This is a genomic window from Pseudomonas sp. CFBP 13710, from assembly GCF_014842235.1.
Classification (GTDB): Bacteria; Pseudomonadota; Gammaproteobacteria; order Pseudomonadales; family Pseudomonadaceae; genus Aquipseudomonas; species Aquipseudomonas baltica.
Map to the genome: position 1 here is coordinate 769,331 of NZ_JACYVJ010000002.1, position 23,331 is coordinate 792,661.

The 23,331-nt window shown below is 63.2% G+C and carries 22 protein-coding genes; 18 read left to right on the plus strand and 4 right to left on the minus strand.

What is annotated here, in order from left to right; translation table 11 throughout:
• Positions 1 to 79: 79 nt before the first annotated feature.
• From serC to IFT44_RS08170, 11 genes are all read left to right on the plus strand, one after another.
• Positions 80 to 1,165, plus strand: coding sequence for a 3-phosphoserine/phosphohydroxythreonine transaminase (gene serC, locus IFT44_RS08120; RefSeq protein ID WP_192175716.1), 1,086 nt, complete (start codon positions 80 to 82; stop codon positions 1,163 to 1,165).
• Entirely contained in the window at positions 1,165 to 2,259 is a 1,095-nt protein-coding gene (gene pheA / locus IFT44_RS08125; protein WP_122479059.1) for a prephenate dehydratase, read from the plus strand. The genes serC and pheA overlap by 1 nt, the downstream gene beginning before the upstream one ends.
• Before the next feature lie 17 nt (positions 2,260 to 2,276).
• Positions 2,277 to 3,386: a histidinol-phosphate transaminase gene (gene hisC / locus IFT44_RS08130; RefSeq protein ID WP_122479057.1), complete on the plus strand. Its 1,110-nt coding sequence runs from the start codon at positions 2,277 to 2,279 to the stop codon at positions 3,384 to 3,386.
• Positions 3,379 to 5,640 (plus strand): bifunctional prephenate dehydrogenase/3-phosphoshikimate 1-carboxyvinyltransferase, encoded by a 2,262-nt coding sequence (locus IFT44_RS08135; protein ID WP_446730941.1) that lies wholly within the window; start codon positions 3,379 to 3,381, stop codon positions 5,638 to 5,640. Before hisC ends, IFT44_RS08135 begins: the two co-directional genes overlap by 8 nt.
• Entirely contained in the window at positions 5,637 to 6,323 is a 687-nt protein-coding gene (gene cmk, locus IFT44_RS08140; protein WP_122479056.1) for a (d)CMP kinase, read from the plus strand. The genes IFT44_RS08135 and cmk overlap by 4 nt, the downstream gene beginning before the upstream one ends.
• 121 nt (positions 6,324 to 6,444) lie before the next feature.
• On the plus strand, positions 6,445 to 8,133 hold the full coding sequence (gene rpsA, locus IFT44_RS08145; RefSeq protein WP_122479054.1) for a 30S ribosomal protein S1: 1,689 nt from the start codon (positions 6,445 to 6,447) through the stop codon (positions 8,131 to 8,133).
• A gap of 152 nt (positions 8,134 to 8,285) precedes the next feature.
• On the plus strand, positions 8,286 to 8,585 hold the full coding sequence (locus tag IFT44_RS08150) for a hypothetical protein (protein WP_122479053.1): 300 nt from the start codon (positions 8,286 to 8,288) through the stop codon (positions 8,583 to 8,585).
• A gap of 215 nt (positions 8,586 to 8,800) precedes the next feature.
• Positions 8,801 to 9,100, plus strand: a complete 300-nt coding sequence (locus IFT44_RS08155) for a hypothetical protein (protein ID WP_185793807.1) — start codon at positions 8,801 to 8,803, stop codon at positions 9,098 to 9,100.
• A 111-nt stretch (positions 9,101 to 9,211) separates the two neighbouring features.
• Entirely contained in the window at positions 9,212 to 9,505 is a 294-nt protein-coding gene (gene ihfB / locus IFT44_RS08160) for an integration host factor subunit beta (protein WP_043187734.1), read from the plus strand.
• Between the two features lie 21 nt (positions 9,506 to 9,526).
• The gene (locus IFT44_RS08165; protein ID WP_192175717.1) at positions 9,527 to 9,862 is read left to right on the plus strand and encodes a lipopolysaccharide assembly protein LapA domain-containing protein; all 336 of its coding nucleotides are present in this window, start codon (positions 9,527 to 9,529) and stop codon (positions 9,860 to 9,862) included.
• A 132-nt stretch (positions 9,863 to 9,994) separates the two neighbouring features.
• Positions 9,995 to 10,858 (plus strand): DUF2242 domain-containing protein, encoded by an 864-nt coding sequence (locus tag IFT44_RS08170; protein ID WP_192175718.1) that lies wholly within the window; start codon positions 9,995 to 9,997, stop codon positions 10,856 to 10,858.
• 13 nt (positions 10,859 to 10,871) lie between these two features.
• On the opposite strand, the gene IFT44_RS08175 is transcribed toward IFT44_RS08170, so the two are convergent.
• Together IFT44_RS08175 and IFT44_RS08180 are read right to left on the minus strand one after the other, a co-directional pair.
• Positions 10,872 to 11,894 (minus strand): AraC family transcriptional regulator ligand-binding domain-containing protein, encoded by a 1,023-nt coding sequence (locus tag IFT44_RS08175; RefSeq protein ID WP_192057481.1) that lies wholly within the window; start codon positions 11,892 to 11,894, stop codon positions 10,872 to 10,874.
• Between the two features lie 4 nt (positions 11,895 to 11,898).
• Entirely contained in the window at positions 11,899 to 13,014 is a 1,116-nt protein-coding gene (locus IFT44_RS08180; protein ID WP_185794191.1) for a nitrilase-related carbon-nitrogen hydrolase, read from the minus strand.
• Between the two features lie 187 nt (positions 13,015 to 13,201).
• Between IFT44_RS08180 and IFT44_RS08185 the strand changes: the two genes are divergently transcribed.
• Together IFT44_RS08185 and IFT44_RS08190 are read left to right on the plus strand one after the other, a co-directional pair.
• Positions 13,202 to 15,238 carry an NADPH-dependent 2,4-dienoyl-CoA reductase gene (locus IFT44_RS08185; RefSeq protein ID WP_192175719.1) on the plus strand — a complete coding sequence of 679 codons (2,037 nt, stop codon included), beginning with the start codon at positions 13,202 to 13,204 and terminating at the stop codon, positions 15,236 to 15,238.
• A gap of 62 nt (positions 15,239 to 15,300) precedes the next feature.
• On the plus strand, positions 15,301 to 16,191 hold the full coding sequence (locus IFT44_RS08190) for a 1-aminocyclopropane-1-carboxylate deaminase/D-cysteine desulfhydrase (RefSeq protein ID WP_192175720.1): 891 nt from the start codon (positions 15,301 to 15,303) through the stop codon (positions 16,189 to 16,191).
• 4 nt (positions 16,192 to 16,195) lie between these two features.
• On the opposite strand, the gene IFT44_RS08195 is transcribed toward IFT44_RS08190, so the two are convergent.
• The gene (locus tag IFT44_RS08195) at positions 16,196 to 16,744 is read right to left on the minus strand and encodes a cytochrome b (protein ID WP_192175721.1); all 549 of its coding nucleotides are present in this window, start codon (positions 16,742 to 16,744) and stop codon (positions 16,196 to 16,198) included.
• A 71-nt stretch (positions 16,745 to 16,815) separates the two neighbouring features.
• Positions 16,816 to 17,763, minus strand: coding sequence for a DUF1853 family protein (locus tag IFT44_RS08200; protein WP_192136514.1), 948 nt, complete (start codon positions 17,761 to 17,763; stop codon positions 16,816 to 16,818).
• Positions 17,764 to 17,930: 167 nt separating this feature from the next.
• Between IFT44_RS08200 and IFT44_RS08205 the strand changes: the two genes are divergently transcribed.
• The 5 genes from IFT44_RS08205 (at position 17,931) to IFT44_RS08225 (ending at position 23,152) form a co-directional block, all read left to right on the plus strand.
• Positions 17,931 to 18,824: an NAD(+) kinase gene (locus tag IFT44_RS08205; RefSeq protein WP_122479037.1), complete on the plus strand. Its 894-nt coding sequence runs from the start codon at positions 17,931 to 17,933 to the stop codon at positions 18,822 to 18,824.
• The gene (locus tag IFT44_RS08210) at positions 18,824 to 19,792 is read left to right on the plus strand and encodes a metallophosphoesterase (RefSeq protein ID WP_192175722.1); all 969 of its coding nucleotides are present in this window, start codon (positions 18,824 to 18,826) and stop codon (positions 19,790 to 19,792) included. Before IFT44_RS08205 ends, IFT44_RS08210 begins: the two co-directional genes overlap by 1 nt.
• Positions 19,792 to 20,664: a rhomboid family intramembrane serine protease gene (locus IFT44_RS08215; protein ID WP_122479034.1), complete on the plus strand. Its 873-nt coding sequence runs from the start codon at positions 19,792 to 19,794 to the stop codon at positions 20,662 to 20,664. Before IFT44_RS08210 ends, IFT44_RS08215 begins: the two co-directional genes overlap by 1 nt.
• Positions 20,665 to 20,782: 118 nt before the next feature.
• The gene (locus IFT44_RS08220) at positions 20,783 to 21,880 is read left to right on the plus strand and encodes a carboxynorspermidine decarboxylase (RefSeq protein ID WP_122479703.1); all 1,098 of its coding nucleotides are present in this window, start codon (positions 20,783 to 20,785) and stop codon (positions 21,878 to 21,880) included.
• A 27-nt stretch (positions 21,881 to 21,907) separates the two neighbouring features.
• Positions 21,908 to 23,152 carry a saccharopine dehydrogenase family protein gene (locus IFT44_RS08225; RefSeq protein ID WP_122479033.1) on the plus strand — a complete coding sequence of 415 codons (1,245 nt, stop codon included), beginning with the start codon at positions 21,908 to 21,910 and terminating at the stop codon, positions 23,150 to 23,152.
• The last annotated feature ends 179 nt before the right edge of the window (positions 23,153 to 23,331 follow it).

Here is a 23,331-nt window from a genome sequence, read left to right on the forward strand (position 1 = left end):
CCGCCGCGAAGACAGCACTGCCGATCTTCCGGCGGACACACCCGGGCCAGGCCCGAATTCAAGCAGAGCGAGAGTGGATGTGAGCAATCGAGCCTTTAACTTCTGCGCAGGCCCCGCTGCGCTTCCCGAAGCTGTGCTGCAGCGCGCCCAGGCGGAAATGCTGAACTGGCGTGGCAAGGGCCTTTCGGTGATGGAGATGAGCCATCGCAGCGAGGACTACACCGCCATCGCCGAAAAGGCCGAACAAGACCTGCGCGACCTGCTTGGCGTCCCGTCCAACTACAAGGTCCTGTTCCTGCAGGGTGGCGCTAGCCAGCAGTTCGCCGAAATCCCTCTGAACCTGCTTCCCGAAAGCGGCACGGCGGACTACGTCGAAACCGGTATCTGGTCGAAGAAGGCCATCGAGGAGGCGCGTCGCTATGGCAACATCAATGTCGCTGCCAGCGCCAAGCCCTACGACTACCTGGCCATCCCCGGCCAGAACGAGTGGAAACTGACGCCCGGCGCGGCCTACGTCCATTACGCTTCCAATGAAACCATCGGTGGCCTGCAGTTCGACTGGGTGCCGCAGACCGGTGATACGCCACTGGTCGTCGACATGTCCTCGGACATTCTCTCGCGCCCTGTCGACGTGTCCCAGTTCGGCTTGATCTATGCCGGCGCGCAGAAGAACATCGGACCCAGCGGCCTGGTCGTGGTGATCGTGCGCGAAGACCTGCTGGGCAAGGCGCGCAGCGCCTGTCCGACCATGCTCGACTACCGGATCGCTGCCGACAACGGTTCGATGTACAACACGCCTGCGACCTACTCCTGGTACCTCTCGGGCCTGGTGTTCGAGTGGCTCAAGGAGCAGGGCGGCGTTGCGGCCATGGAAGCCCGCAGCCGTGCCAAGAAAGACCGCCTGTACGGCTTCATCGATGCCAGCGATTTCTACAGCAACCCGATCTCGGTCAACGCCCGGTCCTGGATGAACGTGCCGTTCCGCCTGGCGGACGAGCGTCTGGACAAGGCATTCCTGGCCGGCGCCGATGCGCGCGGTCTGCTCAACCTCAAGGGTCACCGTTCGGTCGGTGGCATGCGCGCCTCCATCTACAACGCCCTGGGCCTTGACGCCATCGAAGCGCTGGTCGGCTACATGGCGGAGTTCGAAAAGGAAAACGGCTGATGTCCGAACATGAACTCAAGGCCTTGCGGGTACGCATCGACAGCCTCGACGAGAAGATTCTCGAGCTGATCAGTGATCGCGCCCGCTGCGCCGAAGAAGTCGCGCGGGTCAAGATGGCCGCGCTGGCCGAAGGCGAAGTGCCGGTGTTCTATCGGCCCGAACGCGAGGCGCAAGTGCTCAAGCGGGTCATGGAACGCAACAAGGGGCCGCTGAGCAACGAGGAGATGGCGCGCCTGTTCCGCGAGGTCATGTCATCCTGCCTGGCGTTGGAGAACCCGCTCAAGGTCGCCTACCTGGGCCCCGAAGGTACCTTCACCCAGGCAGCTGCCATGAAACACTTCGGCCACGCTGTGATCAGCAAGCCCATGGCGGCGATCGACGAAGTGTTCCGCGAGGTGGTTGCAGGCGCGGTGAACTTCGGTGTGGTGCCGGTGGAAAACTCCACCGAAGGCGCGGTGAACCACACCCTCGACAGCTTCCTCGAACACGACATGGTGATCTGCGGCGAAGTCGAACTGCGCATCCACCACCACCTGCTGATCGGCGACAACACCAAGACCGACAGCATCAGTCGCATCTATTCCCACGCACAGTCGCTGGCGCAATGCCGCAAGTGGCTGGACGCGCACTACCCGAACGTCGAGCGCATCGCGGTCGCCAGCAATGCCGAGGCGGCCAAGCGGGTCAAGGGCGAATGGAACTCGGCGGCCATCGCCGGCGACATGGCTGCCGGCCTGTATGGCCTGGAGCGCCTGGCCGAGAAGATCGAAGACCGTCCGGACAACGCCACACGGTTCCTCATCATCGGCAGCCAGGAAGTGCCGCCTACCGGCGACGACAAGACCTCGATCATCGTGTCCATGAGCAACCGGCCGGGTGCGTTGCACGAGCTGCTGGTGCCGTTTCACGACAACGGCATCGACCTTACCCGAATCGAGACACGGCCATCGCGCAGCGGCAAATGGACCTACGTGTTCTTCATCGACTTCATCGGCCATCACCGCGACCCGTTGATCAAGGGCGTGCTGGAGCAGATCAGTCAGGAAGCCGTGGCACTCAAGGTGCTGGGCTCATACCCCAAAGCGGTTCTTTAACAGAAGGGTTAGTACGCATGACCGATTTCCTTGCCCTGGCCCAGACCGGCGTTCAACAACTGTCCCCCTACGTTCCCGGCAAGCCGGTGGATGAGCTGGCCAGAGAGCTGAACCTGGATCCGGCCAACATCATCAAGTTGGCCAGCAACGAGAACCCGTTGGGTGCAAGCCCCAAGACCCGTGCCGCGATCGAACGCGAACTGGCCGAACTCACACGCTACCCCGACGGCAACGGTTTCGACCTCAAGACCCTGCTGGCGCAGCAGTGCCGCGTACAGCTGGACCAGGTGACCCTGGGCAACGGCTCCAACGACATTCTCGAACTGGTCGCCCGAGCCTACCTGGCACCGGGCTTGAACGCGGTGTTCAGCGAGCACGCCTTTGCCGTCTATCCATTGGTCGTGCAGGCCGTGAATGCCGGTGCGCGGGTCATCCCGGCCAGGCAGTTCGGCCATGACCTGCCGGCGATGCTGGCAGCGATCGACGACAAGACCCGCGTGGTGTTCCTGGCCAACCCGAACAACCCGACCGGTACCTGGTTCGGCCCGCAGGCGCTGGAAGACTTCCTCGCCGCGGTCCCGCCCAGCGTGGTCGTGGTGCTCGACGAGGCCTATATCGAGTACGCCGTCGGTGGCGAGCTGCCGGACGGCCTCGACTACCTGGCGCGCTACCCGAACCTGCTGGTCTCGCGCACCTTTTCCAAGGCCTATGGCCTGGCTGGGCTGCGGGTAGGCTATGGCTTGTCTTCGCCGGTCATTGCCGATGTGCTCAATCGTGTCCGCCAGCCGTTCAACGTGAACAGCCTGGCATTGGCTGCCGCCTGCGCCGCGCTGACGGACACCGACTACCTGCAGCGCAGCCGCGAACTCAACAGTGCCGGCATGCAGCAGCTGGAGGCGGGGTTCGCCGAGCTGGGCCTGGACTGGATTCCTTCCAAGGGCAATTTCATTGCCGTGGACGTGGGTCGCGTTGCCGGGCCGGTCTATCAGGGCCTGCTGCGCGAAGGGGTGATCGTGCGCCCGGTGGCCGGCTACGGCATGCCCAACCACTTGCGCGTGACCATCGGCCTGGCCACGGAAAACAGCCGTTTCCTGGAGGCATTGCGCCTGGTGCTGGCCCGTGTCTGAGTTCACGCAATTGCAACCGGGCGCTGCCAGAATAGGCCGCCTGGTGGTTGTGGGGCTGGGACTGATCGGCGGCTCGTTCGCCAAGGGCATCAAGCAAAGTGGCTTGGCCGACGAAGTGGTGGGGGTCGATCTCGATTCGCGCGCCTGCCTGCGGGCCGTCGAGTTGGGTGTGGTCGACCGCTGCGAAAGCGACCTGGCCCGTGCCTGTGTCGGCGCCGACGTGATCCAGTTGGCGGTGCCGATCCTGGGCATGGAAAAACTGCTGGCGGCCCTGGCCCGGCTTGACCTGGGCCGAGCCGTGATCACCGATGTCGGCAGCGCCAAGGGCAATGTGGTACGGGCCTTTCGCGACGCTTTTGGCGGGGACCTGTCACGCTTCGTTCCGGGCCATCCGATCGCCGGTTCAGAGCAGAGCGGGGTAGAGGCGGCCAATGCCGAGCTGTTCAAGCGGCACAAGGTGATCCTCACGCCGTTGGCCGAAACCGCGCCCGATGCGTTGCAATGCGTCGATGGCCTGTGGCGCGCCCTGGGTGCGGACGTCGAGCACATGCAGGTCGAGCGTCACGACGAGGTGCTTGCCGCCACCAGTCACCTGCCGCACCTGCTGGCGTTCGGCCTGGTCGATTCGCTGGCCAAGCGCAGTGAAAACCTGGAAATCTTCCGCTACGCTGCGGGCGGTTTCCGTGATTTCACGAGGATCGCCGGCAGTGACCCGGTCATGTGGCACGACATCTTCCTCGCCAACCGCGAGGCTGTACTGCGCACACTCGATACATTTCGCAGTGATCTCGACGCCCTGCGCGACGCGGTCGATGCAGGGGATGGGCATCACCTGCTGGGCGTGTTCACACGCGCCAAGGTGGCCCGCGAGCATTTCAGTAAAATCCTGGCCCGTCGGGCCTATGTGGACGCTATGAACTCCAACGACGACCTGATCTTCCTGGGCAAACCCGGTGGCAGCCTCAAGGGCCGCATTCGCGTACCGGGTGACAAATCCATTTCGCACCGCTCGATCATGCTCGGCTCCCTGGCCGAGGGCACTACCGAAGTCGAAGGCTTCCTCGAAGGCGAGGACGCCCTGGCGACCCTGCAGGCCTTCCGCGACATGGGCGTTGTCATCGAAGGTCCCAACCAGGGCCGGGTGACCATCCATGGTGTCGGTCTGCACGGCCTGCAGGCCCCGCCCGGGCCGATCTACCTGGGCAACTCCGGGACCTCGATGCGCCTGCTCGCCGGCATTCTTGCGGCGCAGAGCTTCGACACCACGTTGACCGGCGACGCCTCGCTGTCCAAGCGCCCGATGAACCGCGTGGCCAATCCACTGCGGGAAATGGGCGCGGTCATCGAGACGGCTGCCGAGGGTCGTCCGCCGATGGTCATTCGCGGCGGGCAGCGGCTCAAGGCGCTCGACTACACCTTGCCGATGGCCTCCGCACAGGTCAAATCCTGCCTGCTGCTGGCCGGATTGTGGGCCGAAGGCAGGACGACCACCACCGAGCCGGCACCGACCCGCGACCACACCGAGCGGATGCTGCGCGGCTTCGGTTATCCGGTCGAGGTCAATGGCCCGCAGGCGTCGGTCGAGTCCGGCCACACGCTGAAGGCGACCCACATCGAAGTGCCCGGCGATATCTCGTCTTCCGCATTCTTCCTGGTGGCCGCCTCGATCGCCGAAGGCTCGGACCTGACCCTCGAGCACGTGGGTATCAACCCGACGCGCACCGGTGTCATCGATATCCTGCGCCTGATGGGTGCCGACATCACCCTGGAAAATCAGCGTGAAGTGGGTGGCGAGCCGGTTGCCGACCTGCACGTGCGGGCGGCTCGACTCAAGGGTATCGAGATCCCCGAGGCGCTGGTCCCCCTGGCAATCGACGAGTTCCCGGTGCTGTTCGTGGCTGCGGCCTGCGCCGAAGGGCGCACCGTGCTGCGCGGCGCCGAAGAGCTGCGCGTCAAGGAATCCGACCGTATCCAGGTCATGGCCGACGGCCTGCAGGCGCTCGGTGTGAAATGCGAGCCGACCGCAGACGGCATCATCATCGACGGCGTCGGTCATGGGCTGCCGGCCATGGGCGGCGGCGAGGTTCACGGCCACGGCGATCACCGCATCGCCATGGCCTTCAGTGTTGCCTCGCTGCGCGCCAGTGCGCCGATCCGCATCCACGACTGCGCCAACGTCGCCACTTCGTTCCCCAACTTCCTCGGTCTCTGCGCCCAGGTGGGTATCCACGTGGCCGAAGAGGGCGCGTCGTGAACCAGGCGCCGGTCATCACCATCGACGGGCCAAGCGGTTCGGGCAAGGGCACCATCGCCGGTATCCTCGCCAAGCGCCTGGGCTGGAAGCTGCTCGATTCAGGCGCGTTGTATCGCTTGCTGGCCTATGCGGCACGCAACCATGGCGTCGATCTGAGCAACGAAGCGTCGCTGATGGTGATGGCAGCCCATCTCGATGTGCAGTTCATCGCCGCCGCCGACGGCCAGCCCCAGCGCATCGTGCTGGAAGGCGACGACGTCACCCGCGACATCCGCAACGAGCAGGTGGGTGCCGGCGCCTCCCAGGTTGCTGCCCTGCCAGCAGTGCGCGACGCGCTGTTGCAGCGCCAGCGAGCATTCCAGGAGTCACCGGGCCTGGTGGCCGACGGTCGCGACATGGGCACGGTGGTATTCCCCGAAGCGGCATTGAAGGTGTTCCTCACCGCCAGCGCGGAGGAACGTGCCCGCAGGCGTTACTTGCAGTTGAAGGCAGCGGGCAACGATGTTAGTCTGTCGAGTCTGCTAGATGAGATACGTGCACGCGATGAGCGTGACACCCAGCGCGCAGTGGCCCCGCTCAAGCCGGCGGCCGATGCCATACAGCTGGATTCCACGGAGTTGTCCATCGAGCAGGTGTTGGAACGCATCATGAGCGAGATCGCACTACGCGACATCGCCGGGTGACGAAGAAGCCATACGGGAACCCAGTCAACATCCCGGTGGCTTTCTTTTACTTGAACGAAACCCACGTTGTCTGGAGCGTGGCTGATGGGCGTATGTTTCGCCCAAATCTACAGGAATTAAAATGAGCGAAAGCTTTGCAGAACTCTTTGAAGAAAGCCTAAAAACTCTCAATCTTCAGCCAGGCGCAATCATCACCGGTATCGTTGTCGATATCGACGGTGACTGGGTTACTGTCCACGCCGGCCTGAAGTCCGAGGGTGTCATCCCGCTCGAGCAGTTCTACAACGACGCTGGCGAACTGACCATCAAGGTCGGTGACGAAGTTCACGTTGCGCTGGACGCGGTAGAAGACGGCTTTGGCGAAACCAAGCTGTCCCGCGAAAAAGCCAAGCGTGCCGAGTGCTGGATCGTTCTGGAAGCAGCTTTCGCCGCCGAGGAAGTGGTCAAGGGCGTTATCAACGGTAAGGTTAAGGGCGGCTTCACTGTCGACGTTAACGGCATCCGTGCGTTCCTGCCTGGTTCCCTGGTCGATGTCCGCCCTGTGCGCGACACCACCCACCTGGAAGGTAAAGAGCTCGAATTCAAGGTCATCAAGCTGGACCAGAAGCGCAACAACGTTGTCGTTTCCCGTCGCAGTGTCCTGGAAGCCGAGAACTCCGCCGAGCGCGAAGCTCTGCTGGAATCCCTGCAGGAAGGTCAGCAAGTCAAGGGTATCGTCAAGAACCTCACGGATTACGGCGCATTTGTCGATCTGGGTGGCGTCGATGGCCTGCTGCACATCACCGACATGGCCTGGAAGCGCATCAAGCATCCATCGGAAATCGTCAACGTTGGCGACGAGATCGATGTCAAGGTCCTGAAGTACGACCGCGAGCGCAACCGTGTTTCCCTGGGCTTGAAGCAGCTGGGCGAAGATCCATGGGTTGCCATCAAGGCACGTTACCCAGAGAGCACCCGCGTCATGGCGCGCGTCACCAACCTGACCGACTACGGCTGCTTCGCAGAGCTGGAAGAAGGCGTGGAAGGCCTGGTACACGTTTCCGAAATGGACTGGACCAACAAGAACATCCACCCTTCGAAAGTCGTACAAGTCGGCGACGAAGTGGAAGTCATGGTTCTGGACATCGACGAAGAGCGTCGTCGTATCTCCCTGGGCATCAAGCAGTGCAAGTCGAACCCGTGGGAAGACTTCTCTGGCCAGTTCAACAAGGGTGACAAGATCTCCGGCACCATCAAGTCGATCACCGATTTCGGTATCTTCATTGGTCTGGACGGCGGCATCGACGGTCTGGTTCACCTGTCCGACATCTCCTGGAACGAAGTGGGCGAAGAAGCCGTACGTCGTTTCAAGAAGGGCGACGAGCTCGACACCGTCATCCTGTCGGTAGATCCAGAGCGCGAGCGCATCTCCCTGGGCATCAAGCAGCTGGAAGAAGATCCGTTCTCCGACTACGTGTCTGCCAATGACAAGGGCGCCATCGTTCGCGGTATCGTCAAGGAAGTTGACGCCAAGGGCGCTGTCATCACCCTGGCCGACGACATCGAAGCCACTTTGAAAGCTTCCGAAATCAGCCGTGACCGCGTTGAAGACGCGCGCAACGTTCTGAAGGAAGGCGAAGAAGTCGAAGCCAAGATCATCAGCGTCGACCGCAAGTCCCGCGTCATCCAACTGTCGATCAAATCGAAAGACGTTGAAGACGAGAAAGAAGCTATCCAGAGCCTGCGCGAGAAGCCAGCCACTTCGGATATCGCTGCTGGTCCGACCACTCTGGGCGACCTGCTGCGTGCTCAGATGGAAAAGCAGAACTAAGTTCTGTTTGACCTGTAGAAAAAGGGCGACTTTGGTCGCCCTTTTTTGTGCCTGCGATTCGTGCCGTGTCGAGAGTTGAACGCGGCGGGCGCCGAACTAACCCCGACCTCGGATGCTCAAAGGGATAAGTGAATACCCAAGGATCTCCAGGGATGAAAACCGTAGTAACCGCAGTGCTGTTCGTCGTAGTGGGTCTGACATCCGCATGCTCCACCACGTCGGTGGTCAAACGAGATTATCGGGGCATGCAGGCATTGCAGATCAATTGCAGTGGCCTGGGCTCGTCCTGGGGCAAGTGCTATGACAAAGCGCAGCATGCCTGCCGCGCGATGGGCTACAAAGTCCTGGCGAAGACTTCCGATATCAAGGAAGAGCCCGAAGACGGCTTCCTTGGCTGGAATCCGGGCATGGCCAGCCGAACCATGTTCGTGCGCTGCAACGGTCAAGGTTGAGTAGCCCTTGAAGTTGCTCCAGCTGACCTGCGGCTGGTAAATGACATACGAATGGTTACAAACTTTTCCGTCACGTCTCTGACACCCGCCTGAAGTAAATTAGCAATCGGCCATCTACTTGGATAGGGTAGGTGGTGTATTGCCAGTCATCGTTTTCGATTGAATTCCTGCTCCTTGAACCCGTGTCCCTCCCAGAAGTAGACAAGGCCCGAGTCATGAAATTTACCCTGCTCATCGCAGCATTGCTGCTGGTGACCGCCTGCGCCGCCACCTCCACGTCCCATGGCAAGCGCGGCAGTCGTGGAATGCACATCACCTGTTCCGGGCTGACCTCGTCCTGGGCCCAGTGCGAGAAAGAGGCCGAATCGGCCTGCGGGCCTGCCGGTTACCGTACCCTCGCCAAGTCCAGCGACGTCAAGGAAGAACCGGACGACTATGTCTTCGGCCTCAACCCCGCGGGTTATTCCACGCGCAGCATGATCGTCAAATGCCGCAAGAGCACTGCGTTCAAATAGGGCACGCACAACTCATTTTCAAGAAGTCAAGAGTCGGGCTGTTCAAATCTGTCAAGCCATGCTAAAACCTTCTAAGCACTGATCTAGCTGCTTGATAAAGAAGGGAAAAATATGACGAAGTCGGAATTGATCGAACGTATTGTCACCCATCAAGGTCTACTTTCATCCAAGGATGTGGAATTGGCCATCAAGACCATGCTCGAGCAAATGTCGCAGTGCCTGGCCACAGGTGACAGGATCGAGATACGTGGTTTCGGCAGCTTTTCCCTGCACTATCGCGCCCCTCGGGTCGGGCGCAATCCCAAGACCGGGCAGTCGGTGAGCCTGGATGGCAAGTTCGTTCCGCATTTCAAGCCCGGCAAGGAGTTGCGCGATCGGGTGAACGAAGACGAAGAGCTCGCTTGATCGACGTTAGAGGAGAAGGCTTTGCGTAATCTCAAGAAGTTGCTGCTGGTGCTGATTTTCCTGGCAGTCGCTGCTGTCGTGCTGGTGTTCGTACTGGAGAACCAACAGGCCGTTGCGTTGAGCGCTCTTGATTGGTCCACCCCGTCGTTGCCAGTGTCTGTGTTCGTGTTGGCAGGCGTGCTGGCAGGCATGCTGATCGGGCCATTGTTCGGCTGGTATATCGCCCTGAGCAGCAAGCACCGTTGGCGCAAGCAGCTGCGCGCCAAGGCCCGGGCGGAGCAACGTGCAACCCTGGCCGCCGCATCCACCGATTCGAAAGCCACTGTTGCCGCACCCCAGCAGGCGGTGGTCAAGTAATACGTCCTGAGGGTTCCGTATCCACTGCGGAAACATCGCGTATTACCGCGTGTCCTGAGCGAACGGCATTTCCTGCGCCGTGCCAGCGCGTTCTGTTGCACAATAGCCGCAGACCGTTTTCCAGGACCCACAATGTCATTTCCATTCCGTTACGGGCGACACCTTCCAGGCGCCGTGCTGGTTCTTGCATGGCTCGGCATGGCAGGGTGTTCTTCCCCCAAGACCGCCATCTACGAACATGAAAATTTTGCTGACTCAGGCACGTTTTCTCGCAACTACCCGGTCAGCGATATCGCCTCCTGTGAAGCCGCGCGTCGGGCATTGCTGAGCCAGGGCTACATCATCACCAGCAACGATCCGCGTCAGGTGAGTGGACACAAGAGCTTCCAGCAGACCGGCGAGAGTCACCTGGAGATCAGTTTCAACGTGGTCTGCGTCGCCGATGCCAACAGCGAGCACAGCTCCACGCTGTTCGCCAATGCGCTGCAGGATCGCTATGCGCTGAAGAAGGTCAACAACTCGGCCAGCGTAGGCGTGGGGGTGCTGGGTTCGGTCTCGATGCCGATCGGTTCCACCGACGATTCCATGGTCAAGGTGGCCAGTGAAACGGTGGCGTCGGACAAGTTCTACGACCGTTATTTCTCTCTGGTGGAGAGCTTCATGCCCGTGCAGGCGAAGAAGGTCGTATCGACCCCGCCTGTCAAGGATGAGCTGGGCATGCCGGACACTGCACCTGCGGCCCCCGCTGCATCTTCATCTACGGCGCCTGCGACTGCGAAGCCAGTCGTGCCTGTAGCCGCGCCGCTGGTTCCGCCTACTCCGCCCGCTCAGGCGCAGCAGGCAGAGGTGGTGCCCGAGCAGGAGGCTTCGCAGCCTGTCGCGCCCCCGGCACAACCGGCCCCCATCGAAGTCATCCCGGTTCCCGAGGCCACCGAGGCGACGCCTGAGGCCGTACCGCAGGCGCCCTCTGTAGAGGCGCCCGTTTCGCAGCCCTGAGCGAGCGCTGGGGTCACTGACGGCTGGCGCGGCGGTACTCGCCGGGCGTCATTGCGCACCAGCGCTTGAAGGCGCGCTGAAAAGCCTCGGCCGATGTGAATCCCAGCAGGTAGGCTATTTCGCCGAATGCAAGTTCGGTGTCGCGGATGTAGGTCTGCGCCAAGTCACGGCGGGTGTCGTTGAGAATCGAGCGGAACTGCGTGCCCTCGTGGGTCAGCTTGCGCCGCAAGGTCCAGGCCGGCATCTTCAGGCAGGCAGCGATTTCGTCCAGCGTCGGCTCGCGTCCGCCGTTGAGCTGTGAACCCAGCAGTTGGGCGACCCGCTCGCCAACGGTGCGCACGCGCGTCAAACGCTCCAGTTCCTGTTCACACAGCTGCAACAAATGCTGCCAGGTGCTCGGGCAGTGCTCGGGGTTGCGCAGGTTCAGGCTGGCATGGGTCAGGCGCAGCTGGTTGTGCTCGCAGTTGAAGGCGGTATGGGCGGGGTAGTGTGCTGCATAGCCGGGCGGGTCGAACTCGATTTCCATCCGCTGTGCAATCACGTTCTGCCCGGCAAGTACAGTCAGCTGCTGCAGCCAGCCGGTCAGCAGCGAGTCCACCACAAAACGGTTGTAGGCATTGTAGGGACTGATCGAATAGAACCGCAGCCAGGCGCCTTCGCGGTCTTCGTGAAAACTCGATTGCCCGCGATAGTTGGCGGCGTACAGGGGTTCGAAACGAATCAGCGTACGGGCTGCCTCGCGCACTGTCGGTGCCTGCGCGGCCGTGACGCCGGCCAGGCCTGCCTGGCTCAGGCGGCTTGCCTGGCCGATGCGCAGGCCCAGCGCGGGGTCGCCGGTAAGGGCGATCGCCGCATGGCCCAGGCGCATGTAGCGGGCGATGGTCAGTCGCGCTCCGGCGACGTTGAGCCGGCTTGGCTCCAACCCATACTGGGCCAACAGGGGCAGCGGGTCGTGGCCATGGCTGCGCACTGCCTGTGCCAGGCTCTGGGTGAAGCCGACCGACAGGTCGCCGAGTTTGATCCGCTGGCCGCTCACGCGCCTACAGCCACAGATTGATCAGGCGCGCGCCACGCCCGTCGCCGACCTGGCCGAAACGCTCGCGTTGGCGGGCGAAGCTGTGCCCTTCGTAGAACTGATTCCAGAAGTGCCCGCCCATGAACACGGTCATGCTTGCCAGTGGCGCGCTTTCTGCGACCAGCCGTTGCCAGGCCTGGGCCTCGCTGACCTCGCCGGGCAGCAGGGCGGCATCGCTCGGCGTTGCGTCGATGCGAAAGCCGCGCCAGGGCTCGGACCAGCGCCCACGCCCGAGTACCGAGGCGGGCACCGCGAGCAGCTGCACGTCTTGCTGGCGCAACTGGGCGTGACTCGCCGGATGCCAGCTGTCGGTGCCGATCAGGACGGCCAGTTTGCCCGCCGGGGTGTCGAACACGTTGAACGGTGCGTCACCCAAGGGTTGCACGTAGCGGCGAGTGGGATGGCTGGTGAAATGCTGGAGCTGTGGCTGGCCCAGCACGGAGCCATCGGGCGCGAACACGACACTGGCGTTGTACAAGGCGCCGTTCCCGGTTCGCAGGCGACCCTCCACGACAGAAGGCTTGGGCAGGATGATCGAGCCTGCCACCAGGGTCACCCTGAATTGCCTGGCCAGGCCGCCAAACAGCTGCTGGTACTGCTCGGCCATGCTCGCGGCCTTCATGCGCAGGTAGGCGTCGGCGAAGCGGTCTTCGCCCTCGGCCATGGCCCAGCCGCCGAGCAGGCGCAATGGATTGCTGGCGGCCAGCCACTGTTCGGCATCGCGACGCTGCACCACCTGGTAGAACTCGTTCTTCTCGCCCACCGCCCATAACCAGGTACCGATGTGCTCGGGCAAGACCACGATGGTCTTGCTGCCGACAAGGCCTGCATCCTGGGCATGCTGCAGGTATCCGGCCAGTTTCAGGCGCAGGCGCTCGACGCTCTGGTAATCCGCCGGGAACAGCTCGGGCTGGATCCCCAGCAGATTGCCGCGCTCGGACGGCGCGCCGTCGACACCATCGAGCTCGATGCGCAGGTCGGACAGGTAGTGCCCGGCGGGGCGCTGGGTCGTCCACAGCGCGTAGGTACTCAACGCCGCCAGGCAAAGCAGGGCAACCACCGACATCAGGATTTTGCGCATGAGGGACAACAACCAGCTCCTGTTCGTGAATCCGCACTAGGGTAGACGTCGCGTGCAGCATGATCAATGACTTGTCATTTCAGGTCATTGAGGCGTGCGGCTCGGGTGTCTACTGTTTGACCCTACCTGTGACCGAGCCCGCCGCAAGAGGCTTGGCACTTTTCCGTGATCCGCCTGTGGAGTTCCCATGGCCGCTGCTTCCTATCCTCATCTGCTGGCACCGCTGGACCTGGGCTTCACCACCCTGCGCAACCGAAGCTTGATGGGCTCCATGCACACGGGTCTCGAGGAAAAGCCCGGTGGCTTCGAGCGCATGGCGGCGTATTTCGCCGAGCGTGCGCGGGGTGGGGTCGGCCTCATCGTCACCGGCGGCATCGCCCCGAACGAAGAGGGCGGGGTGTATGCCGGGGCGGCGAAGCTGAGCACGCCCGAGGAAGCGCAGCGGCATGAAATCGTCACCCAGGCCGTGCACGCGGCGGGCGGCAAGATCTGCCTGCAGATACTGCATGCCGGGCGCTATGCCTACAGTCCCAAGCTGGTGGCACCCAGCGCCATCCAGGCGCCGATCAACCCGTTCAAGCCGCTGGAACTGGACGAGCAGGGCATTCGGAAACAGATCGCCGATTTCGTCAGCTGTGCCCGGCTGGCCCAGTCGGCCGGCTACGACGGCGTTGAAATCATGGGGTCGGAAGGCTACTTCATCAACCAGTTCCTGGCGGCTCACAGCAACCAGCGCAGCGATCGCTGGGGCGGCAGCTATGCCAATCGCATGCGCCTGGCGGTGGAGATCGTCGGGCAGGTGCGGCAGGCGGTCGGGCGCGAGTTCATCATCATCTTTCGCCTGTCGATGCTCGACCTGATCGAAGGCGGCAGTGTCTGGGAGGAAGTGGTCGAACTGGCGCAGGCCGTCGAGGCCGCCGGGGCCACCCTGATCAACACGGGCATCGGCTGGCACGAAGCGCGCATTCCGACCATCGCCACCAAGGTGCCACGTGCGGCGTTCAGCAAGGTCACCGCCAAGCTGCGTACGGCGGTGCGCCTGCCGCTGATCACCACCAATCGCATCAACACCCCGGAGGTGGCCGAGCGCGTTCTCGCCGAGGGCGACGCGGATATGGTTTCGATGGCCCGGCCGTTTCTGGCCGACCCCGAATTCATCAACAAGGCTGCGGCCAGCCGCGGCGACGAGATCAACACCTGCATTGCCTGCAATCAGGCCTGCCTGGACCACACCTTCGCCGGCAAGTTGACCAGTTGCCTGGTCAACCCACGCGCCTGCCATGAGACCGAACTCAATTACCTGCCCGTGACTCAGGTGCGTCGGATCGCCGTGGTCGGCGCCGGGCCGGCAGGGCTGGCCGCAGCGACCGTGGCGGCCGAGCGCGGACATGCGGTGACCCTGTTCGATTCCCGTGATGAAATCGGCGGTCAGTTCAACGTGGCCAAGCGCATTCCCGGCAAGGAAGAATTCAACGAAACCCTGCGGTATTTCGATCGTCGGCTGACCCGCCTCGGCGTCGACGTGCGCCTGGGTGCGCGGGTCGATGTCGCTGCGCTGGTCAAGGGTGGCTTCGACGAGATCGTGCTGGCCACCGGGATTGCCCCGCGGCTGCCCGACATCCCGGGCATCGACCACCCCATGGTGCTCGGCTACCTCGACGTGCTGCTCGAAAGGCGGCCCGTGGGCCCGCGTGTGGCGGTGATCGGCGCCGGTGGCATCGGCTTCGACGTCAGCGAGTTCCTGGTGCATCAGGGGCCGTTCACCAGCCTCGATCGCGAGGCCTTCTGGCAGGAATGGGGTATCGACCTGACCCTGCAGGCCCGCGGTGGCGTGGCCGGGGTTGCGGCGCAGACCCATGCACCGGCGCGCGAGGTGTATCTGCTGCAGCGCAAGGCCGGCAAGGTGGGCGACGGCCTGGGCAAGACCACTGGCTGGATCCATCGCGCCGGTCTGAAGAACAAGGGCGTGCGCATGGTCAACAGCGTCGAGTACCTGAAGATCGACGACGACGGCCTGCACGTTCGGGTCGCCGGGGGCGAGCCACGGGTGCTGCCAGTGGACAACGTAGTGATCTGCGCAGGGCAGGATCCGTTGCGCGAGCTGGAGCAGGGGCTGCGCGAAGCCGGGCAGCACGTGCACCTTATCGGCGGCGCCGACGTGGCCGCCGAACTTGACGCCAAACGGGCCATCGATCAAGGCTCGCGCCTGGCGGCGGTGCTGTAGAATCGGCTGCCGCGCCGGACCCGACGCGGCCCTCTTCGTTTCCTTTGGCTGGCCAGGCATCCATGCTTCTCGATCTACCGCGTGCACCGCTGCAACCCTTGCGACTTTCCTGGCTCGGCGCGGCCGGCATAGAGGCTGCCGTGCTGCGCCTGGACCTCGTCGACCCGCTCATCAGCGGCAACAAGGCATTCAAGTTGCAGCATCACCTGCTGGCCGCCCAGGCCAGTGGCTGCAGCGGCATCATCAGCCTGGGCGGGGCCCATTCCAATCACCTGCATGCCCTGGCTGCCGCCGGCAAGCGCCTGGGCCTGCGCACGGTCGGGCTGCTGCGCGGCCATGCTCAGGCCACGCCGACCGTGAGCGACTTGCAGCAATGGGGCATGGAGCTGCACTGGCTGGGTTACGAGGGCTATCGTCAGCGCCACCGGGACGACTTCTGGGCCCCATGGCAGGCACGCTACCCCGATCTGCGGCCGGTACCCGAGGGCGGCGGTGGGTTGCTGGGGGCCAAGGGCTGCGCCGTCCTGCCCTTGCAGGTGCAGGCGCAGCTCGCAGACATGGGGTGGGACGATTTCGATGGGTGGTGGCTGGCCGTGGGTACCGGTACGACATTGGCTGGCCTGGTCCTCGCCGAAGCCGGCCGCCGCTGGGTGTACGGGGCGGTGGCGGTAGGGCCGAAGCATGGCGTGAACGAGCAGGTCAATGCACTGTGTGGCGACCAGGGTCATAGCTTGATCGACGGCAGTCGTGGCGGCTTTGCCAGGATGGACAGCGAACTGCTCGCGTTCATGCACGCCTGTGAAGCCGAGTCGGGCATTCCATTGGAACCGGTGTACACGGCCAAGGCGCTGTGGGCTTTGCGCGATGCCTGTGCGGCAGGCTCGCTGCGGCCGGGTTGTCGTCTGGTGTTCGTGCACACCGGTGGCTTGCAGGGATGGCGCGCCGCCCCCTGAACGGTCAGTCGCGGTGCGGCAGCATGCGTCGCAGGGTGTTGTCATGGCGCAGGTAATGGTGGGCCAGGCCCAGCACGCCGTGCAGGCCGATCAACCAATAGCCCCAGCCGGCAATGCTCATGTGCCATTCCTGCAAGCGTCCGCCGAGGTCGCGGTCCTCGGCGATCAGGTGGGGCAGTTCGATGCCCCAGAACGATACGGACCTGTTCTGTGCGCTGAGGATCAGCCAGCCCAGCAGCGGCAGGCCGATCATCAGTGCGTAGAGTGCGGCGTGCATCAGGCTCGCCAGACGCGTCTGCCACATCGGCAGCGGCGGCACGATGCGCGGCGTGACACCCAGGCTGCGCACCAGCAGACGCAGCCAGACCAGCAGCCCCACGCTCAGGCCCAGCATGAAGTGGAACTGCACGATCAGCGCGCGTGCGCCACTGCCTCTGACGAACTGGCCACGCAGCTCGATGCAGGCATAGGTGGCGGCCAACAGGACAAGCATCGACCAGTGCAGGGCGATGGACAGGCTGCCATAGCGGGCGTGGGTGTTTCTCCAGTTCATCGGGTGACTACTCGGGCGGTCATGCACAGGGTATCGGGCCGGCCGTGGACATCTTTAGCCGCCCCTGCGATTCACACGCCCGACAGGGCCGGCCAGGCATCGGCGACCAGGAAAACCCGTTCGGCTTCCTGCCAGTCGCCGTGGTCGTCGCGGGTCAGGCGCACGAGCATCTGCGCCGCGGCGAGCGGGTCCAGTTGCTGCATCCAGGCCTTGAGCTGGTCGGGTGCCCAGGCGTCGGCGGCGGCGAGCCGTGCCGGCGCCAGCCAGGCATCGCGCGGCAACGGCTGCCAGCGACCCTCCGGGCGTTGCTCGACGAAAATGGGCCAGTCGCGCTGATGCACCCAGCTGCCGCGCAGATGATCAGGATGGGCGTGCTCGGGTGCCTGGGCCTGACCGGGCCAGGGATAGAACAGATAGCCGCCGAGCCACAGGTGCGCGTCGAACTGCTCGATGCCCAGGGCCAGCATGGCCTCGCGACCCTCGCTGGAGGTGGAGATGGGTAATTGGTGCTCTGTCAGGTGGGTCAGCTTGCGACCCAGCCGATCCTGGCTGTTGGGGCCCAGCCACTGGAAAACATCGCGACCGTCGGCGGCGACCGGGCCCAGGTAAAGCTTGATCGCCAGTTCCAGGTGATGCACCCCATCACGGTCGCGGATCACCATGTCGAGTTCGCCCAGGGTGTGCTTGTCACGGCGGATCGGCAGGTTGGCCGCCAGCGGCTCGATACCGGGAGCCTGCTGCAGGGCGAACTGCCAGAGGCGCTCGTAGTAGAGGCCCAGGCGCCGGGTAGGGGCCTGCGCCAGCCAGTCGAGCAGCGGTTGGCTGGCGTCGTCCAGACCGTTCAGCCACGCCTGCAGGTGCTCGGGCTGTTCGGCCCAGGTGCTGCCTGCCAGTGGATGACGTTGCTGCCAGGGCGCCGTGTGCAGCAGGGGTGGGGCGAGGATGACCCACGCCAGGTCGCGCACCTGGGGCTGGCGCAGGCGGCGCGGAAAGTCGGCAAGGGCAGCGAATGGATTCATGGGACGGTCCCGGTCAATGGCGCGGTGGTGGAAAGGGTTTTGTGCGGCAACGGCTTTACTCCATAATCCAGATCCGTATTTGTGTCCGCAACCGGCGGTTGCGCGACAGCGTTGTGGAATGTGCCTGGCGCATCCCGATAGCCAGACCAGACCCGAGCAGGAGCCTCATGGAGCAATTTCGCAACATCGGTATCATTGGCCGCCTCGGCAGCTCGCAGGTGCTCGATACCATTCGCCGCCTCAAGCGCTTCCTGCTGGACAGGCACATGCATGTCATTCTCGAGGACACGATCGCCGAAGTGCTGCCGGGGCACAACCTGCAGACGTCATCGCGCAAGATGCTGGGCGAGGTCTGCGACCTGGTCATCGTGGTCGGCGGCGACGGCAGCCTGCTGGGCGCAGCGCGGGCACTGGCGCGACACAACACGCCGGTGCTGGGGATCAACCGCGGCAGCCTGGGGTTTCTTACCGACATCCGCCCCGACGAGCTCGAGGTCAAGGTGGCCGAGGTGCTCGATGGTCACTATCTGGTCGAAAACCGTTTTCTGCTCGAGGCCGAGGTTCGCCGCCATGGCGAGGCCATTGGCCAGGGCGACGCGCTCAACGATGTGGTGCTGCACCCCGGCAAGTCGACCCGCATGATCGAGTTCGAGATCTACATCGACGGCCAGTTCGTCTGCAGCCAGAAGGCCGACGGCCTGATCCTGGCCACGCCGACCGGCTCCACCGCCTACGCGCTGTCGGCGGGTGGGCCGATCATGCATCCCAAGCTCGATGCCATCGTGATCGTACCCATGTACCCGCACACCCTCTCGGGTCGGCCGATCGTCGTCGACGGCAACAGCGAGATGAAAATCGTTGTCTCAAAGAACATGCAGATCTACCCGCAGGTTTCGTGCGATGGCCAGAACCATTTCACTTGCGCTCCGGGCGACACTGTCACGGTGCGCAAGAAATCGCAGAAACTGCGCCTGATCCACCCTCTGGACCACAACTACTACGAAGTGTGCCGGACCAAACTCGGCTGGGGCAGCCGGCTCGGCAATACCGGAGGCGATTGATGCTTGACCCGGCGCGAAGTTATGACCTGATCGGCGATGTGCACGGATGCGCGCATACCCTCGAACATCTGCTCGACCGGCTGGGCTATCAGAAACACGGTGGCGTGTGGCGGCATGCCTCGCGCCAGGCGCTGTTCCTGGGCGACATCATCGACCGCGGGCCGCGTATCCGCGAGTCGCTGCACATTGTCCACGACATGGTCGAGGCCGATCAGGCGCGCTGCATCATGGGCAATCACGAGTTCAATGCGTTGGGCTGGAGCACCCCGGCATTGCCCGGCAGCGGCAAGCAGTACTTGCGCGAGCACGTGCCGCGGCACGAGCGTCTGCTGCAGGCGACGCTGGACCAGTTCGCCCACCACCCCGGCGACTGGCACGATTTCCTCGGCTGGTTCTACGAGTTGCCGCTGTTCCTCGATGCCGAGCGCTTTCGCTTGGTGCACGCGTGCTGGGATGCCGGCCTGATCGAACCTTTGCGCCGCCAGCACCCGGATGGCTGCATCGACGCCCATTTTCTCCAGGCGTCGGCGGTCAAGGGCAGCTTTGCCTGCCAGGTCTTCGATCGTCTGTTGCGCGGCACCGACATGCGCCTGCCCGACGGCCTGACGCTGACGGGCGCCGATGGCCTGAGCCGTGCGTTCTTTCGCACCAAGTTCTGGGAAGACGACCCGCAAACCTACGGCGACGTGGTATTCCAGCCCGATGCACTGCCTGACGATGTAGCCTGCGCGCCGTTGAGTCCTGAACAGAAAAGCGCTCTGCTGCGTTATGGGGTCGACGAGCCATTGCTGTTCGTCGGTCACTACTGGCGCAGCGGGCGACCGGCGGCGATACGCCCGAACCTGGCCTGCCTGGACTACAGCGCAGTGTTGTACGGCAAACTGGTGGCGTACCGCCTGGATCAGGAAACCCGCATCGATCCGCGCAAGTTCGCGTGGGTCGAGGTCGAGCGCCCGGAGGCGTTTTGATGAGTGCAATTGCTGTAATGCGTCTGCCGCTGAACACCGATCTGAGTGGCTTCGTGGGCCTGTTGAGGCGTCTGAAGGTGCCCCATCGCGTCAGCGAGGAGCAGGGCAGTCAAGTGTTGTGGGTACCCGACGAGCGTCTGGCCCAGGATGTTCGCGAGCTGTACCAGCGCTACCCCGAGGGCAATGCCGAGGTCGATCCTGAATTGATGGCGCGGCATGCGCCGGTGCGCGGTCCGGGGTTTGCCCAGCAGCTCAAGTCCAGCCCCGCCACCGCCCTGGTGCTGCTGGCCTGTCTGGTGGTGGCGGGGTTGACACTTCTGGGCGAGAACCTGGGCAACCTGCGCTGGCTGACCTTTCTCGATTTTCAGGTCAACGGTGAATACATCTATTTCACGCCCTTGGCCGATACCTTGGCCAGCGGCCAATGGTGGCGGCTGTTCAGCCCCATGCTGATTCATTTCGGCTTGTTGCATCTGGCGATGAACGCCTTGTGGTACTGGGAGCTTGGGCGACGCATCGAGGCGCTGCAGGGGCGCATCAACCTGATCGGTCTGACCCTGTCGTTCAGCCTGGTCTCCAACGTGGTCCAGTACCTGGTCAGCGGGCCCAGTCTGTTCGGCGGTTTGTCGGGCGTGCTGTATGGCTTGCTGGGGCACTGCTGGCTGTACCAGTGGCTGGCGCCCAACCCGATCTACCGCCTGCCGCGCGGCGTGCTGGTGATGATGCTGGTGTGGCTGGCGCTGTGCATGAGCGGGCTGGTCAGCGTGCTGGGCTTCGGCGAAATCGCCAATGGCGCGCACGTCGGTGGCCTGCTGATCGGCTGCGCGACCGGCCTGGTCGGCGGCTTTCTGGCCCGCCGCAAGATTCGCTGAACGCAAGCCGCCTCGGCGGTGGGGGTGGTTGGAAATTGGTCGGCTGCTCTTTCGGTCTGGGGTAACTGCGGGCACAATGCGGGTCCTTTTTTTGGCTGGCCATGCCTGGGGCCTCGAAATGATCAATACGCCGTATTACCTCATCGACAAACAGAAGCTCTTGGGCAACCTGGAGAAGATCGCCTACGTGCGTGAACACTCCGGGGCCAAGGCGTTGCTGGCGCTCAAGTGCTTCGCCACCTGGTCGGTGTTCGACCTGATGGAGCAGTACATGGACGGCACCACGTCGTCGTCGCTGTACGAGCTCAAGCTGGGTCGGCAGAAGTTCGCCGGCGAAACCCACGCCTACAGCGTGGCCTGGGCCGACGACGAGATCGAGGAGATGCTCGCCAACTGCGACAAGATCATCTTTAACTCGATCGGCCAACTGCAGCGTTTCGCCCAGGCGTCCCAAGGCAAGACCCGCGGTCTGCGGGTCAACCCGCAGGTGAGCAGCTCCGACTACCTGTTGGCCGACCCGGCGCGTCCGTTCAGCCGTCTGGGCGAATGGGACCCAGCCAAGGTCGAGACGGTGATCGAGCAGATCTCCGGCTTCATGTTCCACAACAACTGCGAGAACGGTGATTTCGCCCTGTTCGACCAGATGCTGGGGACCATCGAAGAGCGCTTCGGTCACCTGCTGCACAAGGTCGAATGGGTCAGCCTCGGTGGCGGCATTCATTTCACCGGCGAAGGCTATGCTCTGGACGAGTTCTGCGCCCGGCTCAAGGCCTTTTCGCAGAAGTACGGCGTGCAGGTGTACCTGGAGCCTGGCGAGGCGGCGATCACCAACAGTGCCTCGCTGGAAGTCACCGTGCTCGACACCCTCTATAACGGCAAGCACCTGGCCGTGGTCGACAGCTCGATCGAAGCGCACATGCTCGACCTGCTGATCTACCGGCTCAATGCGAAGCTTGCGCCCAGCAGCGGCGAACACACCTACATGGTGTGCGGAAAATCCTGCCTGGCCGGGGACATTTTCGGCGAATACCCGTTCGAGCGCCCTCTGGCCATCGGTGATCGCCTGTCGTTCGTCGACGCGGCGGGCTACACCATGGTCAAGAAGAACTGGTTCAACGGCTTGAAGATGCCGTCCATCGTAGTGAAACAACTCGACGGTACAGTCGAGGTGGTTCGTGAGTTTGGTTTCGAAGACTACCTGTCCAGCCTTTCGTGAGCGGACAGCCGAGGAGAAGTGAATAAATTGAAGAAGAACGTTCTTATCATTGGTGCAGGAGGTGTTGCCAAGGTGGTGGCCCACAAGTGCGCGCAGCACAACGATGAACTTGGTCGTATTGCCATCGCGTCGCGCAACATCTCCAAATGCCAGGCCATCATCGACAGCGTCAAGGCCAAGGGCAGCCTCAAGCAGCCCGCCGAGATCAAGGCGTTTGCGCTCGATGCGCTGGATGTCGAGGCGACCAAGGCGCTGATCGTGGAAACCGAATCGCAGATCGTCATCAACGTCGGTTCCGCCTTTCTGAACATGTCGGTACTGCGTGCCTGCATCGACACCGGCGTGGCCTACCTGGACACCGCCATCCACGAAGAACCGGGCAAGGTCTGTGAAACGCCGCCCTGGTATGGCAACTACGAGTGGAAACACCTGGAAGAGTGCCAGCAGAAAAACGTGACGGCCATTCTGGGTGTGGGCTTCGATCCAGGCGTGGTCAATGCCTATGCCGCGCTGGCGCAGCAACAGCATTTCGATCGGATCGATTCGATCGATATCCTCGACGTCAATGCTGGCTCCCACGGCAAGTATTTCGCCACCAATTTCGATCCGGAAATCAATTTTCGCGAGTTCACCGGGCAGGTCTGGAGCTGGCAGAACAGCCAGTGGACCAGCAACACCATGTTCGAAGTCAAACGCACCGATGACCTGCCGGTAGTGGGTTCGCAGAACCTTTACCTGACCGGGCATGACGAAGTGCATTCGTTGTCGAAGAATCTCGATGTGCCCAACGTGCGCTTCTGGATGAGCTTCGGTGAGCATTACATCAATGTGTTCACGGTGCTGAAGAATCTCGGTTTGCTGTCCGAGCAGCCGGTGACGACTGCCGAAGGCCTGCAGGTAGTGCCGCTCAAGGTGGTCAAGGCAGTCTTGCCGGATCCGTCGTCGCTGGCGCCGGGCTATACGGGCAAGACCTGCATCGGCGATCTGGTCAAGGGCACTCGCAACGGCCAGCCGCACGAAATGTTCATCTACAACGTTGCGGATCACGAAGACGCCTACGCCGAAACCGACAGCCAGGGTATTTCCTACACCGCGGGTGTGCCGCCCGTGGCTGCGGCCCTGCTGGTTGCCCGCGGCGAATGGGACGTGCAGCGCATGGCCAACGTCGAAGAGCTGCCGGCCGAGCCGTTCCTCAGGGCGCTCGACGCCATGGGCCTGCCGACGCGCATCAAGGACGCCTCCGGCGACCGTGCCTGGGATGCCAGTGCGTAATCTGTTGTAAATGCTGTTGTAGGAGCGGTCTGTGGCCGCGAAGAGGGCCCCGCGGATTGTCTGGTGGACCGCGGTGTCTGGTTCGCGGCCACTGGCCGCTCCTACAGGAAGCTGGGCAGAGTGATTCCCGAGAGTAGCAACTGGGGTCGCGGTATTTAGTGGATTAACCGTTCGTCTGG